Consider the following 16612-nt stretch of genomic DNA (forward strand, 5'->3'; position numbering starts at 1 on the left):
CAGTTTCTACGCAAGTATTGGCTGGGGGCACAAACCAGGGGGTGGCGACTGTTTACTAAAAACACAGGGCTCTGCGAAGTCGCAAGACGACGTATAGGGTCTGACGCCTGCCCGGTGCCTGAAGGTTAAAAGGAGAGGTGCAAGCCTTGAATTGAAGCCCAGGTAAACGGCGGCCGTAACTATAACGGTCCTAAGGTAGCGAAATTCCTTGTCGGGTAAGTTCCGACCTGCACGAATGGCGTAACGACTTCCCCGCTGTCTCCAACATCGACTCAGCGAAATTGAATTGCCTGTCAAGATGCAGGCTTCCCGCGGTTAGACGGAAAGACCCCGTGCACCTTTACTACAGCTTCACACTGGCATCAGGCACAACATGTGCAGGATAGGTGGTAGGCTTCGAAGCAGGGACGCCAGTCCCTGTGGAGCCTCCCTTGAGATACCACCCTTGTTCTGCTTGATGTCTAACCGCGATCCCTCATCGGGACCCGGGACCCTGTGTGGCGGGTAGTTTGACTGGGGCGGTCGCCTCCCAAAGAGTAACGGAGGCGCGCGAAGGTTGGCTCAGAGCGGTCGGAAATCGCTCGTTGAGTGCAATGGCAGAAGCCAGCCTGACTGCAAGACTGACAAGTCGAGCAGAGACGAAAGTCGGCCATAGTGATCCGGTGGTCCCGAGTGGAAGGGCCATCGCTCAACGGATAAAAGGTACGCCGGGGATAACAGGCTGATACTGCCCAAGAGTCCATATCGACGGCAGTGTTTGGCACCTCGATGTCGGCTCATCTCATCCTGGGGCTGGAGCAGGTCCCAAGGGTATGGCTGTTCGCCATTTAAAGAGGTACGTGAGCTGGGTTTAGAACGTCGTGAGACAGTTCGGTCCCTATCTGCCGTGGGTGTAGGATACTTGAGAGGAGTTGCCCCTAGTACGAGAGGACCGGGGTGAACGATCCACTGGTGGACCTGTTATCGTGCCAACGGTAGTGCAGGGTAGCTATGATCGGAAAGGATAACCGCTGAAGGCATCTAAGCGGGAAGCCCCCCTCAAAACAAGGTATCCCTGAGGGCCGTGGAAGACCACCACGTCGATAGGCCGGAGATGTAAGTGCAGCAATGCATTCAGTTGACCGGTACTAATTGCCCGATAGGCTTGATTTGATCCAGTAAAAGCAAAACTCAGCTGCTACGGACAAACCAGAAGCATACACAATCCCTGCTTGACTTGGCTCTTTCCTCGGTTTGGTGGTCACAGCGTCAGTGAAACACCCGATCCCTTCCCGAACTCGGCCGTTAAGCACGACCGCGCCAATGGTACTGCGTCTCAAGACGTGGGAGAGTAGGTCACCGCCAAACCTAGTAAAGAGCCCATAATCTCTCTCAACGATGTGCCCCCGATCGATAAATCGCCCGTGGGCAAAAATACCCTGTCGCGGGGTGGAGCAGCCCGGTAGCTCGTCAGGCTCATAACCTGAAGGTCGCAGGTTCAAATCCTGCCCCCGCAACCAACGATAATTGCGAAACCTCCAAGGCATCCGCCGAGGAGGTTTTTTGCTGTCCGGACGCATTCCGCAGTGATCGTCTGTTGCGCGTCCCCGCAACCAACGATCCCGGCGATAGCAGGTTATCCAGAGCCTGTGCTTCCGAGAGGAAATCAGGGTTCTTCCTGCCAGCGGCAAAGCGCAGGATCGCGCCAAGATCTCCGCGCAACACAATCGCCAATTCCCCATTGTCAGGCACGAGTGTCACCTGATCGACCAGTGACCGGAAGGTCTCGGCAGCCTGGGTGCGGCCATCCTTGTCCTGCAGGTGCTCATAGAGCTGGCTGATCCGCTGCGCATAGAGGCTTGCCATGTTGGGATGCATCAGGGGAGGGGGCTCGTCGGCATTGGCGAGTTTGTCTGCAAGCTCCGCCTTCCGCGCCTCCAGCTTCTCCGCTTTGTCCTTCAATTTGGAGGGCGGGAAGCCTTCGAGGATAGCATCGACAATCTTGTCGAGTTCCTTATCTACCCGCTTCAGTTCCTGCTTCCACCCTTCCAGGTCTGCACCGCGCTCGATGCGGAGCCGGTTCACCTCTTTGGTGAACTCGGCGCAGAACTCCTTGAACAACTCCGGTTCCATCAGGTGCTTGCGCAACCCATTCAGGATAGAGGCTTCCAGCGCATCGCGCCGGATGTTCAGCCGGTTGTCGCAGGTGCCCTTGTTGCGCGCGGTGGAGCAACCGAGCAGATCCTTCGAGATCATGGAGTAGCCGCCACCACAGCAGCCGCATTTGATAAGCCCTGCGAAGAGGTGCTTCGGCCGCCGCCGGTCGTTCAGGAAATTGCTGCTGGTCTCTTTGGCGGGCTCATAGGCCAGTCGGCTCTGCCGTTCCTTCACCGCATCCCAGATATCCTGATCCACGAGCCGAAGCTCGGGAACCTCCTGTGTCACCCAGTCACTCTCGGGGTTCAGCCGCGACACGCGACGCCCGGTATCAGGGTCTTTGATGTAGCGCAGCCGGTTCCAGACCAGCTTGCCGACATAGAGCTCGTTGTTCAGGATTCCCGTTCCACGCTTGGGATTGCCGTGGATAGTGGACGGTCCCCATTCACTGCCCTGCGGGCCGGCGATGCCTTCGCGGTTCAGATCCATGGCGATGGTGCGGGAGGACTTGCCGTCGAGATAATCCGCAAAGATGCGGCGCACGACCCCGGCCTCGGTCTCGTTGATGGTGCGATCACCGCGGACCGCCTCACCACGGTCATCGAACTTCTTCACCACGTCGTAGCCGTAGCAGAGGCCGCCGCCAGATTTGCCGTCCTCGACCCGGCCGCGGAGCCCGCGCCGGGTTTTGTCGGCCAGATCCTTCAGGAACAGGGCATTCATCGTGCCCTTCAGCCCGACATGCAGATGGGTGATCTCGCCCTCAGACAGCGTGAACATCTTCACATCGGCATAGGTCATCCGTTTGAAAATGCCGGCGATGTCTTCCTGATCGCGCGACAGTCGGTCCATGGCTTCGGCCAAGATCATATCGAAGCGTCCGCGGGAGGAATCCATGATCAGCGCTTGGATCCCCGACCGCAGGATCATGCTGGAACCGGAGACGGCATGGTCGGTGTATTCCTCGACGACGGTCCAGCCTTCTTTCTCGGCGCGAAGGCGGCACAGGCGCAGCTGATCTGCGATCGAGGCGTCGCGCTGATTGTCGGAGGAATAGCGGGCGTAGAGTGCGACTCTCATGCGAGGTTCTCCCTAATCTGGGAGGCGGTCGCTCGGCAGTCGGGCCGTCTCCTGTTGAACGAAGTCGCGTGCAGCCTGCCGGGCAAGTTGCCGGACAAGATCGACGAGGCGAGGATCGGGTCTGCGGGCATCGGCCACGCGCGCAACAGCTTCATCTGTGGTCTGGGCGACCAATCGAAGCGTCGTGGCTGTGGTTTGCCGTTGCCGTGCCATGTTCGTCCCATCGGCTGAAATGCCTGTGTCGACGAGACTACCGAGGAAAAATCATCGGTTACAGAGAAGCGCTCGGCGGCGTTCAGGTGTCGATAGGGTGCAAAATAGGGCATTGGCGTAGTCCTGAGCAGCATGGCGTAGCGCAAATACTGGCGCGACACTGTGCGAATGTGCGGCTCACAGGGATTTGAACATCTGCTCGCACAGCGAGACGTTCCAGCCAGGTCCTGTCTCCAGCTTAGGGATACGTCGGTTTGATTTCAACACTCATCCGGGCCAGGCAGTGCTCTTTGCAAGACCAGCGTCGAGGGTGGGTTCATCCCAGTGGTGGGCAGCTCCCAGCCAGCGGTCGACAAATGCCCGAAATTCCGGCTCGCCAAAGCGGACCTGAAACGTGTAGAGCCGATTGACCACCTGACGCATCAGGTCGCGCATCTCATCATCATCAATGCGCGACAGCTCTGTCCACGGGATTTGGTTGCCATCGCCATCGGTGACGAAGACATCCGAGAAATCCCCTGTCCTAGTCACCGGAACACGCCCGGAATGGATTCCTTCAAGCATGGTGTTGCGGACGCAGATCATGGCCATTGCCTTGGCGAGTTGGGCTGCAATGCGCTCTTCGTCCTGCCGTTTCATCTCGTACCCCTGTTCGGTCCCTGCGTGTCCGGCAAACCGAGACTGAGCTGCTGCCCGATGCTCTCGGCATCTTCTGGTTCCAGCGAGGATAGCGTCACGCCGAGAAGCCGCACACCCTTCTCGAAGGGGAACAGGCCCTCCAGCAGTGTCGTGCTGATCGCTGCCAGGTCGTCTGCATCAACCACGCCGCGATCAATCGTCCGGCTGCGGGTGATCTGCTGGAAATCGGCGTACTTTACCTTGAGCGTTACCGTGCGGCCGGTCAATGCTTTGCCCTTGCAGCTTCGCCAGACTTTTGCCGCAAGAGTTTCGACCTCCTGCCGTGCCGGTTCGAGGTCAATGAGGTCCTCGGCGAACGTGTCCTCGGCCCCGATGGACTTGCGTTCCCGGTTGGGCTCTACCTGGCGATTATCGATCCCGCGCGAAATACGGTAGTACCAGCCGCCCGACTTCCCGAAATGGTCGCGCAGGAAATCGGCCGATTTTGCGCGGAGATCGGCGCCGGTCAAAATGCCGAGGCGTTCCATCTTCGCTGCTGTCGCAGGGCCGACACCGTGGAACTTCTTGACCGGCAGCTCGGCCACGAATTGCGGGCCGCGCGCCGGAGTGATGACGGCCTGGCCATTGGGCTTGTTCAGATCGCTCGCCATCTTGGCAAGGAACTTGCAATAGCTGATGCCTGCCGAGGCGTTGAGGCCCGTCACTTCCTTGATCCTGCTCCGGATGATCTGTGCGATCTCTGTCGCAATGGCGATGCCCTGCTTGTTCTCGGTGACATCGAGATAGGCTTCATCCAGCGACAAGGGCTCGATCAGGTCGGTATGCTCTGCAAAGACCTTGCGGATCTGCGCCGAGACGGCGCGATAAACCTCGAAGCGCGGCTTAACGAAGATCAGATCCGGGCAGCGCCGTTTCGCAGTGACCGAAGGCAGGGCCGAGCGCACGCCGAAGGCGCGGGCCTCATAGCTGGCGGCAGCCACGACACCTCGGGCCGCTGAGCCACCGACCGCGACCGGCTTGCCGCGCAGCTCGGGATTGTCGCGTTGTTCGACCGAGGCATAGAAGGCATCCATATCGACATGGATGATCTTGCGGACCTTGCCGTCCCGATCATCCGTCTCCCCGATCTGCTCCGCTTGTCCCGACATGGAAATGCTCACCTGACCTCGGGTGCCGGTTTTTCGATGAGTTCAAGCAGGTCGTCATCGAGTACGCGTTGCAGTGCCTTTGCCTCAGGCCAGTCTGCCGTCAGCCAGGTCTCGACGTCTTCGCGGCTTGTGAGGATCGCTATGGCTCTGGTGCTCATGATCATTGCCGAAGGAAGTGGCGCGGGCGCGATTTGGTTGCACATCTCAGGCACCTTGTTGTTTGCCGGGCACATCCTCTCCCCCTCGGCTTAAGTGCCGCCAATGCCGCCCATCCGTTGCGGATCTTAGGCAATACCGCCAACCTGCTGGTGATACGCAATGTGATGGTCTGCCTGGCAGTCACCTCACTTGGCCTCTTAGGATTGCGGGCCGGTTGGTCGGGGTAAACACCGGTTTATGACGCTTTGATCGAGGTCAGTCCGTTTGCCTCATTCCGCTCGTTGCCTAGGCCGCCACGGAAGACGGTAACATCCGTCCCAATAGCTTCTTCAACGCATCGACGTGCGATCGCGAGGGACCGGTCATGACAAGGGTTGCGACGTGAAGGGCCTCTTCGGCGCCTTCACGTGAGATGGCGTATCGGGTGCAAATCGGTTCTGGCGGGAGATCGCCGTGATGGGGGTAGAGCAACATGACGTCCCGGCAGCCATAGAGTTGGCTGTAGGCCATCAACTGATACACGTCGGCCTGGCTGATCCCCTGTTTGGGGTCGTCGATGCGGGGGGCCATCCGCTTCCATTTCGTGTCCACGACAAGCACCGTTCGATCTCCGTGCCTGATGATGAGGTCCGGCTTGGTCCGAAACCGCCCTTTATCGGCTTCGAACAGGCAGTCCCGGTGGCCACCTTGCGCTGCAACACGGTAACCGCTTCCGGCCAAAGCACGGGTGACCAGTCGTGCGACGTATTGCTCGAACAAGGCATTCATCTCGAACAGGAGCGCATGGCCATCCATGGATCCTGCGCTGGTCTGCTGATGCCGATCCCCGAGAAGCAGGCGCGCGAAGGATACGAGCTCGCGCCACCGTTGGTTTGTTCGATCCAGAGTGATCTGGTCCCATCGGAGCGCAGGGACGGGAACCTCGGCCACATCCGCATAGGCGAAGCCCAGTTCGCGCAGGATGCGCTGATTGTCGGGGGCCTGGGCCACGTGCTGCAAACGGGTGACGGCAGCGCGCATCACCTGGTTGAGGGCGATGTCGGAGGACAGCTCGTCGTACCGACAGGCCAGCCGCTGCGGTGCCACCGCATGGCGCGAGAACTGCCGGGCAGCGTCGAGCCTGCCGCGCAGAGCGGGGAGGTCGTCTGCATGGTCCACATAGCGGCGCGGCAGACCCATGCGCACCGCTTCCATCAGGCGGGCGCAGAACAGGCGGATCAGCAATTCGAGGATGGTGTCCGTCTGCCATCCGAGCTGGGCCAGCGAGCCTGCATCGATCCGCAGATCGTGAACCACCGCGAGCATGTGGATAAGACGGCGACGCAGGGCTTCGTCAGAGGCGTCGTGTTCTCCAAGACCTTCGATCTTGGGAAGGATCTCCAGCTGACAGCCCTGTGCTGCGATCACGCCGACCACACCGCGGGCCCGCAAGCCCTTGCGGCCGTGTTCGAGCACGCCTTCGCCGCCACGCCCCGCGAAGCTCGAGCGCGCCGCCACGGCGGCAATCCGATCAGCCTCGGCGGTCGGGATGGTCGTGTCGTCATCCCCATAGCCGATGCGCTGCCATTCGCGGAGCGTGCGGCGGATCATGAGCCGAGAAGCCGCGCGTAATCGAAGCCGTCTTCGCGCACGTCCCACCGGAAGCGCGGCATCGCCTCACCATTGTCGAGCCCCGGCGGTGCCTTGAGGACTGACCTGTTCAGAAAGCCCCCCGTGATGGGCCTGTCATGCGTCTCGAGATCGCCGAGTACCGCGGCGATCTTGCCCCAATCCTCGAAGAAGTACTCGGCCAGCAGCGGGATCACCTTGTGCCGCATCGCTGCGTCCACATCCGCGCGGGTGTTGCAGCCGGTGAAATAGGCATGCCCGATCTGGTGATCGCGATCGTAGAGGTATTCAATGCGTTCATTGATGATGGTCAAAAGGTTCGGCAGATCGATGCCGGTGTGGGTCACGGTATCCTTCAGGACGGCCGGATCGGGCATCATTTCCCGGAACGTGAACCGGCGTCGCAGCGCTGTGTCGAGCAGAGCGATGGAGCGGTCTGCCGTGTTCATCGTGCCGACGATATGCAGGTTCGACGGGACACCGAACTCATCCCCCGAATAGGGCAGGCGCACCTTGAGCTGGTTGGGCTGGCCGAGCCGCTTGTCCGGTTCCAAGAGCGTGATCAGCTCTCCGAACACCTTGGAGATATTGGCCCGGTTGATCTCGTCGATGATCAGGACGAAGGGTTCGGGTTCGGACGGCCCCTCGTTCTGCTGGCTGTTCATGTAGCGCTCGAGGGCCGGGACGTTGAGCTCGGCGTCATAGAGGGCGTAGATTGATTTCTGGGAGAACTTCCGGGAATAGATCTCGCCGACAGGCACGCCCTCTCGGTCGATCCAAAGCCAGCGGACGGCTCGCCGATGGGCATATCCGCCCTCGGGACGTGGGGCAAACTCGTACCCGCCCGTAAACTCCCCGATGGCTCGAAACAGCCCATTGCCTTTGGAAACGATGACGATGTCGCCCTTTCGGACCCAGTTCCGGAAGATGAAGGGCATTTGCACCATGCCGGATCTGGCATCGACAGCGCCGTTCTGGTCGCCGTGGGCCTTGCAGGCGTCGATGATCGCCTCTCGGCTTTCGAACTTGTCGTCCGACCAGTCAATGTCCTCGAAGCCGAGAAGAGCATAGCCGCCCTTGATCGCTTCCTCGAAAAGATGCGCGTCCTCGGGGTTGTTCGCCTCGCCAATCGACATCTTGAAGACCTGGCGGCCCTCGACGCGTGTCGCTTCCTCTTCAGATGAATGCCCGCGGCTGGTCTCGGCGCGTTTCGCGATGCGTCGGAATATGCCGGGCACCGTCTCCAGCCGGAAGCCGGCCGAAGATGTGTCCTCACCCTCATCCGCGCCGGTCATCGGCTGTCGGCCCTCGACAAACTCTTCATAGGCCATCGACTGATGAAAGGTGACGAATTCGATCCGACCGGCGGCGAGGAGGCGCTGGTACGTGGCCATCAGTTCGGCACGGTCATCGGGTACAGGTTTCCCGCACAGCCGAACAGCTTCTTCCGCCGTGCGGTAGGTCTTCCCAGTGCCGGGCGGGCCGTAAAGGATGATGTTGTGCGAGCTTGATCCCATGATCGGTACCGCCATTTCGACGTCTGTTTTCGCAGGCTTCGCGTTTTCCCAGAGCTTTTCCAGAGCCCGCGCTGCGGCGGGCTTGATCAGAATTCCGGACGACTGAGGGCTCCAGTCCTGCCCGCTGATCTTGCTCGTCAGGGTCGCATGCGGGATGTAGGCATCCTTCAGTGGGTCCCGTATGTCCTCGAATTCCACATCGATGAAATCCGTGGTCTCACCCGCGGCGGCGCGCTCTGAGTCCCAGTGAAGGTCGGAGTAGGCGGCCTTCGCAACCCGTCCCCTTGCGATGATGCCACGGAAATCGTCGCCGGTTCGGATCAGGAAGACCGTGTCGTCCGGCTTTGGCTTTTTCGAACTCGTGCGCCACCGATGGACCACAGTGCCTCCGGACGCGGTCTGCTGGCGATCCTGGACGAAAGTCTCCCAGTCCCAGCGTGACGGATTCCAGCTGATCAGATAGGTCGCGCCGCTTTCCCGCCAGCGCTGTTCAATGTCCGGCTCATAGAAATCGATCTCCCGGCCGAGCTCCGCCTCAAGCCTGCGGCGCAGGGCAAGTAGATGCGAATCCAGTTCGGAAATCCGCATCTTCCGGATGTCCTTGCGCGTTGCCACGGCAAAGCCTTCAAGGATCTCTCGCTTGTGCCGCGGGCTTGAAATCCGCTCGTAGTGATCGGGAAACAGGAGATGCGGAAGGATCTGACGCAGTTGGCGGCCCTCGACACTGGGCACCTTGCCCAGGAACGCGCAGAACGCCTCATGGTCCTTGCGCTGTTGGGCCTGCATCTCAGGCGGCTGCGCTTTCCAGTCACGAACCAGGGCAATCAGGAAACTCAGCTCCCGCCATCTGTGCGTGTTATAGGCCGTGCCCGCGTGGCCGATGCCTTCCAGAACCTCCGGGCTCAAGGCCGCAACGCCCTCGGGAAGCGGGGTGCCGGACCAGGACCAGATTTCTCTGACCCTCTGCGCTTTGGTCGCGGCACCCATGTCGCTCGGAAAGGTGAACAGGACCCAGTGCAGCTCGGCCATCAACTGGCGGCTTTCCGGCGTGCCTGAGGAGATCTGCTGCTCGAGCTTCTGGTAATAGCTGTCTGTGCCTTCATCGGGATTCTGGACGAATGTGCGGTCCAGTTCAGCGAGATTGTCGGCTGTCCAAAGACGAATGTCTGGCTGGAGAAGAGAGCCATCCTGCAGCAGGCAGCGGTCGGCGAAGTCCGAGACCACAGGATACACTGCGGCGCTTTTCTGGTGCGGGTTGAATCTCGCCATTACTGCTGTCCTGTGCTTTCGAGGGCCGTCAAATCGGATGTTTGCGCGTCTGTGGGTAGGGTGCTGTGCGGGGTGCGGGTTGAATTCAGTTCGAGAACGCCGTCGTTACAATTTCCTCCAGATCGGCGATCTCGGCATCGGTGAGTTTGACGAAGGGGTCGCGGTCGCGCCTGCGCTTCGGGAACCGCCCGTCATTCTGGGTGACGAACAGGATCACCTGCCGTGCCAGAGCGTCTGGCATCTCGATGCGGTTCATAATGGCGCGCATCGCCGCGTCGTGGCGCTTGAGGTAGGTGATCTCGCGCGGCAGGTCCTCCTCGATGGTCTTGCGGACGCAGTCATAGAGGAATTCGGCCTCCGCCGTGCAGTCGTAGAAGCGATAGAGGTCGGCCGTGTCGTTCAGGACCTCGACATTGCCGGTGGGCGTTGCGCGCCACAGGATGTGGTCCATCAGCGGTGCCGAGTGGCTTTGCAGGACCGCCCGGTAATCGTCGATGCGGTCGAGCATCACGGACGAGACCGGGAAGACCATCCCGGGTGGGGTAAACTTCCGCTCGGCGAGAACGTGATGGATCAGGCAGCGGTGCAGGCGGCCATTCCCATCTGCCAGCGGGTGGATATAGACGAAGCCGAAGGCGATGATGGCGGCTTGCAGGACGGGATCGACCTCTTCGGTATCCGTCAGCCGTAGCCGGTTGTTGCAGTCGTTCAGTGCCGTCATGAGGTCGGGAACATCGTCGGGCCGTGCGCCGATGAACTCGGGCAAGGGGTCGTTACTGTGGTCCCGTTCACCCAGAAAGACCCCGTCGTCGCGATAGCCGATCGGGGTCAGGCGATCATCACCGATCAAGATGCGATGCAGGCGGTAGATCTCGGTCTGATTGAGGGGGCGCTTGCCGGCCTCGAGCACCGCGCGTCCCCAGCGTTCCAGACGGTTGACGGGAGGGCGCTCGCCTTCGATCTCGAAGCTCGCGCGGCTGTCGGCCAGTAGCATGAAACTCGCCGCCCGCGCCACGACATGGCCGCCGGTCTTGCCGATGGTCTCCTTGGCCCGCTCGGCCAGGTCGAGCGCGATCAGTGCCTTGAGCTTCTCTGTGCGCCGGATCACCGGGCAGAGGGCGCCGGTGCCAAGCAGATTGTCCCGGACACGGTGGCGCTGCGAGAAGCGCTCCTCGCCGGTGAAATAGAGGGTAGGGTCCAGGGCGGGGACCGCCGTGACGGTAGGCGCATCCTCGAGATCGAGCCTGCGTCCCGTCAGCGTTTCGAAGAAGAACCAGAGCCGCCGCGAGAAGGTGCCGGTCGGTGTGGCGCGGACGATGATTTCGATGTCCTGCTGTGGAACGGCATCGAACACACGCTTGAGGATCAGAAGGTCGATGCTCTCATGCCGCATGGCAAAGCCCAGATGGCCCTCCAGCGTCGCATCGGGCAGGTATCTCTTGTCATAGACCTGCCAGATACCCTCCGCGCGGACATTGCCGCGCACGTGACGGTCCGAGATGCAGGTGGGGTTGCGCACCGGCGCAGGGATGCCGAAGGCGGAGGCCAGCGCGGCCCAACCCGCGAGGCTGGCGCCCTCGGGGAGGGGCTCATCCTGGAAGAAGGGCGGCGTCAGGCTGTCGGGTCTCATGCGTCGAAAAGGCCTCATGCGCGCGGATTAGGACCGCAAATGACGGGTTCTTGTCGAAAATTCTTATACGGCCATCATGTAGAGAATCAATCATTGATGTCGAAAAGGCTTCATGAGGGCCTGGAGTGTAGAAAATGGCATGACGAGAGGTCGATGTTCAGCCCGGTGTCCGGTCGGAGGGGCGGCAGCGCGCACAGCGAGCGGGACGGTCGCTCGCGCCTGGTCTGCGTTCAGTCGTGGGGAGCTTCGCGAGTTTTTCCCGCGCCAATCGCACCTCCTCTTCATAGAAGTCGTGCGCTGCTTGCCTGGAGCGCATTCGGACAATGTGCATCAATCTGGGAGCGGCGATCCACGGGGGGGTGTCAATGCGCGCCCTTCGAAGATCATGCTTTCGCGAAGCGCCTCGAATTTGCCTGCCCAGGTCGAACCTTCTTCTGGGGGATCTTGCTTTGTCGTCGCGGACAACTCCTGAATCAAGACGATGAGACACACCCATTTCCTGACCCGAACGCTGAAAGACGTGCGCATCGAAATAGCGATGAACGTCCTAGCCTAAAACATCAGGCAGGTGATCTGCCTGATCGGCATCCCGGCCCGCTAGGGGTCCAGTCGCCGCCCCTCCAGCTTTGGCGAGACCACGCGGGCCGCCAACCGCGCGAAGGAAGATCTGAGGCCGCTATTCCGGTTAGCGGGGAAAGTCATCCTTAGAAAGACCCCGGCAACGAGTTTTGACATATCTCGGCCCAAAGCTGCCCTTCGACCAACACAACCCTGCACAGCGCTCCCTGCCCTTTGCTGGCCGTCGGACTCAAACCCCGCCTACGACGCCGTGACCTCAGAAACCCACTTTCAACAGTCACCGCTGAAAATTCTTAGCCGCGAGCGCAGCTAAGTAAGTTCTGTAAAACGGCCGGAAAATGACGAATAAACTACCGCGTTGCAGTAAAGATATGCAAAATATGTGCCATGGGTGATCAAAGAAGGTCATCGAAATCATCGCCGAAATCATCAAACCCCTGGAGGATCAGTGCACGACGTATGTCGCCTTGAACTGCTTCGATAGGATCTAATGTGCCTGCCGTGAAATGAGTTCGTAACTCGTTGCAGGCGCGCAGAGAAATTATCCTAGAAGGATTTTTTATCGCTATGCGCAGTACGGTATGGTGTCTATCGTAGTCACCAGCCTTGACCATACGCTGCAGCATGGAGGCTATAGGTACCTCGTCAACACCTATCTCCAATGCGCGGTGGGCGGCAACTTGCGCAAACAGACTGCTGAGGAATCCTATATCTGGAAGGATGCGAATAGCGAACCGTCTAGCACGATGAGCCGTTGCAGATTGACTGGATCTTATTTTCACCTCTCCTTCATGAGCACGTATAAAGTTTAGCAGGTGAGCCTCTATTTCAACAATTGTTTTCCCCCCACACCACATACGTGTGATATGCTTCAAAGCGTTGAGAACATCGGCAAAGGCTTTGTTTCGATCTAATGGTTTGCTCCAGGCGCGTCCAAACACGGCTTCCAACGAGGAACCTCTGACAAAGAGTTTGAGGTCGCTCTCGGAGAGTACACAGGTATCAAGAAGCCAGTCGATCCACTCTGCGGTTGTCGATTCATGAACTGGTGCTAGGTGATACGCGGTGTCGACACGGGCTATGATTTCTGGAGGTATACCATTCCGTACTGCGAGTTCCTGCTGCCAATCCAGAACTGGGGGATCCGTGAGGGCCAACGCCGCAGCTTTAATTGCCTCTCGGCGTGCTGACAGCCACGCGTAGGCAGTCTCTTCGTTCAATGTACGCCGTTGGTGGTAGCCGAAGGACCCGCGTGCAATTCCGTCAAAGCCGATCTTGCCGTCCTGTGCGACTGCTGCAAGCCGTCGGATCATTCCCTGCATTCGAGGGTCGCTTATTGCACTACTCTCTATTTGGTCGAGTAGCTGTTCGATCGGATCAAGGATTGGGCTACAAGCGTCTTTTTCCGAGAAAACTATAGGTAGTGGACTGATCGCAGGAAATTTCATTTCGGCAAGATCAATGAAGATCGGCGTTGCTGGCACCACAATTGCTACACCAGTTGCTGCATAGGCGGCACGACCAGCTCTACCCAAAGCATTAAGGATTTCGTGGGGCTTTAGGTTTTGTCTAGGATTCCCGCTGGGATCGTCTTTTGCACTCCGGTCAGTGCCTGCAAGGATAACTACATCGCATGGCAAATTGAGCCCTTGAGATATCGTTGATGTGGCTGCGACAACGTCTACCCCCAGAAGAGCCTCGTCTTTGGGACGTCTACTTTTAAAAACGCTTTCGACTAGTCGGCGCTCCACTGGCAGCAGATCGCCGTGGTGAACTGCTGCTCGCAAACCGGATGGGTCGAAGACAGCTTTGGCACATCCAACGTCCGCAAGTGCAGCAGAGCGCAAAGCTTCTTGTGCTTCGTTCAAAGTCACATTCGCGGGCTTCAACAACTCATTAATGTGATCTCGAACGCTGCCACAAGCTTTCGTGTCAGCACAGAAAACAATCACACGCTTGCCGAGGGCAGCGTACTCTGCGGCGATTTCAGCCGCCACGATGTTCCTGTTGGCGGTCAGACTATCATACTGATTTATCGCTAGAGGGGGCTGGTAGCTAGTTATTGGGCGAATGAGAAGTTTCTCGTGATCATTCGGGTGCCAACCGGCAATGAGGGAGAAAAGGCCAAGCGGATTTAGTTTGACTTTTTTTCGATCCGACGCAATGGGAAGGGCCTGTGCTGCAGCGTACGCTGCTTGCAATTCACTCTGATCATAGATTACACAAGAGCGCAGCTGACGTGTTGGCTTCCATGGATCATCGAAGACACGCACTTCACGTCCCCACACATTCTTCAGCCATTCAGAAATCGCATTTCCATTCGACACCATGGCTGAAAGAAGCAGGAGGTCAGCGTCTTTACGACACTCTAGAAAGGAGAGCAAAGCTAGCATTGCATCTATTGCACGACTGTCACCAGGCCCGATCTGACCCGCAGTATCAGCGCTAATCAGATGAAATTCGTCGAACACTAAGAGACCCACGTTTGCGAAGAGAGCCGGTTCTGAATTTATCAGCGCCAAACAACGTTCAGGAGTCATTACTGCGATATCTGGGAGACGCTCACCGATTTCCTCAATATCAAGGTCTTCGACGCTGTTAGATTCTAAGTGACCGACCTCGCCCGAGAGATCCTCTTCTACTTGATCAACAAGCGCATGTGTGGGCGCGAGATAAACAACTCCTTTGCCAGCGCAGCGGGCAGCGGCGATCTTCAAGACCGCTAGAGTGGTTTTACCTGATCCAGTCGGCGATGTCATCACCATCGAAACGCCACGGTTTAGATAGCCGGTACGGACGGCTGCTAGGTGGTTCGTCCAAAGAAACGGACGTGTCTCTGCCTGAGTTGTCAGCCAAGATATCCAAGATGAGGCATTAGTTCCGCCACTGGGCACTGGGAGCTTAACAAGCATCGTTTCTCGCACACCATCTATGAGAGCCATAAGAAGTGCCGCAAGATGATAGGGTCCTGAAAACTGCAGATATACTGGACCTTCAAAACTTCCGCCCGGGCCATCATCGACCACACGAGCTAATGCCATTACTCGCTCAAGCCGCGATTTTATCTTCTCATAAGCAGCGTCATCGTCGGAAAAACCAAGTGCTTCTTTCGCCAACATCTGCACGACATAGGAGCATTCTCGATATAAAAGGTCAGCAGCCGCTTCGCGGCTTTCGTCATTCGGTATTCTGTCCTTTTCAAGATCACGTTCGACGACGGTAGCAAGCTCGCTGCGAGCAAACTCCCTAATGGACAAAATGAGTGTACGACGCGCCGCTCTGGCCTCCCCCTGCGCGCGTAGACGTGCCGCAGCCTCATGCGCATCGGCTGTACGTTCGGCAAGGAGGAAGAGTAAAATGCTAGATATCGAGGAATCGATTGCATCACTCGACACTAGACTAGGGCCTTCGCGGCGCGAACGCGCCGCCTGTGCGACGATCTGATGCGCGCTCGCTGCAACAAAAGCTGCAGCACGTCGCTGATCTGGACGAATGCCGAGCGCAACATAAGCCTCAAAGGTTGCCGCTAATCGCCGAATACGTTCCAGAGTGGCTTCGTCGTCAACGCCACCTATGCGTCCACGTACCGTTGCCAGAACGACGTGAGCCTCCGTTAAGAGTTGATCCAACGTTTCTGCATCAAGCCCCTTCAGATTTGGTGCGCTTCGCAAAAGACGGCGGGAGCTTTCATCAAACACTTTTAATCTCTTCGGAAATCATTCGCACGCGATCTGCAACATCTTTGGAAATCTGGTCAAGTCCACCTCTAACATCTTTGAAAGCAAGAACTCCACCTATGCGAGAATCTGCGACGCCGGGGGCAACCCCTGCAAACCCCTTCATAATATGTGCGTATCCCCCTTTTATCTTGCGGTGATTTTCCCCCGTTGCCACAGAAACACGGAATTTCCGAACGTCATCCCAAATCATTCTATCGATTGCGGCTTCCGCAGCGTCACAGTCGAGGCCATTGATCCCACCCAAAAGGGTTGTCAGATCAGCAAGAATTTGATCATCTCGCTCACGATTTATTATGCCTCTGATCTCGTCCCAGACACTTCTGTAGATGAGATTCCTTGGCTTTTCGGATGCCTTATCTTCACATAGGATGAGCCGAGCAATCTTCTTCTCTGCGATATCAACTTCAATGATAAATCCATCAAATCCTTTGTCCGCCTTTCGCACATGAGGAGCAGTCATGTGACCATTTGGAAGCGCAATACGAGCAGCAATCCACGAAATATGTTGAAAGAGAAGACCATCTCGCTGTGCGATGTGATTTTTGATACGATCCATGGCCTTTTTTTTAACAGGGCCGGCGCCGCTTTTCAACAAATCCAAATCGGCTAGGTCCGGGCCAGATAGCTTGGCTAAGGCGTTCTCACATACATTTCCATGACGCGGCCGCCGGACCGGATCGAGCTCAGAGATCACCCTGAGTGCATTTCTTTCTTGGCGCAGATAAAGGTAAGCTAAGACGCGAATGAATTCATCATACCTCGCACCCTCGATGGACCATTCAGTCAATTCGCAATCGGAAGACGGGAAAGGCGTAAGAATAATTGGCATTCGGTGCGATCAAAAGGCTGATAATTTTTGGATGATGTCGCACGTGCAGGTTGAAGTCCAGCCCA

9 protein-coding genes, 1 tRNA gene and 2 rRNA genes (1 of these 12 cut by a window edge) are annotated in these 16612 nt (G+C 58.2%); 3 read left to right on the forward strand and 9 right to left on the reverse strand.

Annotated features, from left to right (window positions below; genetic code table 11):
• From P73_RS04740 to P73_RS04750, 3 genes are all read left to right on the forward strand, one after another.
• Positions 1–1152 (forward strand): 23S ribosomal RNA (locus P73_RS04740) (it extends 1679 nt beyond the left edge of the window).
• 80 nt (positions 1153–1232) lie between these two features.
• Positions 1233–1347 (forward strand): 5S ribosomal RNA (rrf, locus tag P73_RS04745).
• 75 nt (positions 1348–1422) lie between these two features.
• Positions 1423–1499: transfer RNA gene (locus P73_RS04750), tRNA-Met, on the forward strand.
• Here the strand turns inward: P73_RS04750 and P73_RS24755 are convergent.
• From P73_RS24755 to P73_RS24775, 9 genes are all read right to left on the reverse strand, one after another.
• A complete protein-coding gene (locus P73_RS24755) occupies positions 1456–3216 on the reverse strand; it encodes a recombinase family protein (RefSeq protein WP_074743463.1) in 1761 nt (586 codons plus the stop codon). The two genes, P73_RS04750 and P73_RS24755, sit on opposite strands and share 44 nt — an antisense overlap.
• Before the next feature lie 480 nt (positions 3217–3696).
• Positions 3697–4068: a hypothetical protein gene (locus P73_RS04760; RefSeq protein WP_043868689.1), complete on the reverse strand. Its 372-nt coding sequence runs from the start codon at positions 4066–4068 to the stop codon at positions 3697–3699.
• On the reverse strand, positions 4065–5228 hold the full coding sequence (gene dinB, locus P73_RS04765; protein ID WP_245629233.1) for a DNA polymerase IV: 1164 nt from the start codon (positions 5226–5228) through the stop codon (positions 4065–4067). Before dinB ends, P73_RS04760 begins: the two co-directional genes overlap by 4 nt.
• Positions 5225–5374: a hypothetical protein gene (locus P73_RS24765; RefSeq protein WP_202966935.1), complete on the reverse strand. Its 150-nt coding sequence runs from the start codon at positions 5372–5374 to the stop codon at positions 5225–5227. The genes dinB and P73_RS24765 overlap by 4 nt, the downstream gene beginning before the upstream one ends.
• Before the next feature lie 286 nt (positions 5375–5660).
• The gene (locus P73_RS04775; protein WP_043868690.1) at positions 5661–6965 is read right to left on the reverse strand and encodes an McrC family protein; all 1305 of its coding nucleotides are present in this window, start codon (positions 6963–6965) and stop codon (positions 5661–5663) included.
• On the reverse strand, positions 6962–9769 hold the full coding sequence (locus tag P73_RS04780; protein ID WP_202966936.1) for an AAA family ATPase: 2808 nt from the start codon (positions 9767–9769) through the stop codon (positions 6962–6964). Before P73_RS04780 ends, P73_RS04775 begins: the two co-directional genes overlap by 4 nt.
• Before the next feature lie 85 nt (positions 9770–9854).
• Positions 9855–11399 (reverse strand): Fic family protein, encoded by a 1545-nt coding sequence (locus P73_RS04785; protein ID WP_043868691.1) that lies wholly within the window; start codon positions 11397–11399, stop codon positions 9855–9857.
• Positions 11400–12373: 974 nt separating this feature from the next.
• The gene (locus P73_RS24770; RefSeq protein WP_074743459.1) at positions 12374–15676 is read right to left on the reverse strand and encodes a DEAD/DEAH box helicase; all 3303 of its coding nucleotides are present in this window, start codon (positions 15674–15676) and stop codon (positions 12374–12376) included.
• The gene (locus P73_RS24775; protein ID WP_074743457.1) at positions 15669–16547 is read right to left on the reverse strand and encodes a hypothetical protein; all 879 of its coding nucleotides are present in this window, start codon (positions 16545–16547) and stop codon (positions 15669–15671) included. The genes P73_RS24770 and P73_RS24775 overlap by 8 nt, the downstream gene beginning before the upstream one ends.
• Positions 16548–16612: the final 65 nt, after the last annotated feature.

It is taken from the genome of Celeribacter indicus (assembly GCF_000819565.1).
Classification (GTDB): Bacteria; Pseudomonadota; Alphaproteobacteria; order Rhodobacterales; family Rhodobacteraceae; genus Celeribacter; species Celeribacter indicus.